Genomic DNA, 1,406 nt, shown 5'->3' on the forward strand with positions numbered 1-1,406 from the left:
CGAGCAGTTTGAGTTGCTCGCCGCCTGAACGCCCTACCGAGCGACTGGCCCTTTCGCGTCTCCTCTCCAAGTTTGCGACACAACCGACGTGAATGCCCGCCGATCGCGCGACCTCCGAGGCCGTCACGCCAGGCTCGAAAGATGCCACCACCAGGCGCTCCTTCTCCTCACGCGACCAGCGGCGCCGTCTCTCGACCGACGTGATTACCTCCACTCGCGGCATCGTCATAGGGCTACTCCTAGGATTGTCCCTAGGACTTCCGACGTTCGCCCTCAGACCGCAAGGCGGCCGTCACCGGAGGGATACGCTGCAACCGTGGACGGTTACGGCGGGCCGGTGGCCTTCGTGCGCGCCTGGCTCGATGAAGAAGCCGCCGCCCCTGCCTGGAAACAGCACGTGGCGGCTGCGCGCCAGCTCACCCTCCTCTAGCCCGTCTTATTCATGACGGCATGTGCAAGGGGCTGGCGGATGTAGCTTAAGCGATTGATATGGCGTAGGATTTGGGTGTGGAAGCCTATCCTTCCAACCACATCGCGCGAGCCACACCCGCCATGACCGACGATACGTTCTTGCCATTCTCTTTTCCAGCCGTCGGACGCAAGAAGATCGCAGCCGCATTCGATGGAGGGCGCATCTCTTCGGATGGTGGGGTCGTGCTTTTGGCTTCTGCCGAGCGGCGCCTGCAATTGGCCGACAGGCTGGCCGCGGCGATCCACGATCCACGCGATCCGGCGCGCGTGAAACACGCGATGGCCGACATTCTGCGCGCCCGCATCTTCGCCATCGCCTGCGGCTACGAGGACGCCAACGACCTTGACCTCCTGCGCAGCGACCCCGCCTTCAAGCTTGCCTGCGGGCGGTTGCCCGACAGCGGGCCGGATCTGTGCTCGCAGCCGACCTGCTCGCGGCTGGAGAATCTGCCTGACCTCAAGACCGTCATCAGGCTCGGCCGCGTGCTGGTGGACCTGTGGCTGTCGAGCCATGCCACGCCGCCCGAAAGCATCACGCTGGACATCGACGACACGGTGGATGTCGTTCACGGCCATCAGCAGCTCTCGCTCTTCAATGGCCATCACGACGAGCGCTGCTTCCTGCCCATCCACATCTATGAGGCCGAAACCAGCCGCCCGGTCGCAATGATCCTGCGTCCGGGAAAGACACCGACGGGCAAGGAGATCCGCGGCCATCTGCGTCGCCTCGTCCGGCGTATCCGTTGCCGCTGGCCAACGACCCGCATCCTGATCCGTGGCGACAGCCACTATGGCCGCGCGGAGGTCATGGAATGGTGCGAGAAGAATGGCGTCGACTACGTCTTCGGGCGGTTGTGTCGCAAACTTGGAGAGGAGACGCGAAAGGGCCAGTCGCTCGGTAGGGCGTTCAGGCGGCGAGCAACTCAAACTGCTCG

General features: G+C 64.2%; 2 protein-coding genes. One reads left to right on the forward strand and one right to left on the reverse strand.

Going from position 1 to position 1,406, the window contains the following annotated elements; genetic code table 11:
• A partial coding sequence (locus tag M511_RS19005; protein WP_139824658.1) for a transposase occupies nt 1–229 on the reverse strand: 229 nt, incomplete at its 3' end.
• A gap of 323 nt (nt 230–552) precedes the next feature.
• On the opposite strand from M511_RS19005, the gene M511_RS19010 reads away from it, so the two are divergent.
• Nucleotides 553–1,406, forward strand: an 854-nt coding sequence (locus tag M511_RS19010; RefSeq protein ID WP_240547714.1) for an IS1380 family transposase, incomplete at its 3' end; no start/stop codon positions are given.

Source organism: Paracoccus sp. J56, from assembly GCF_019633685.1.
Lineage (GTDB): Bacteria > Pseudomonadota > Alphaproteobacteria > Rhodobacterales > Rhodobacteraceae > Paracoccus > Paracoccus kondratievae.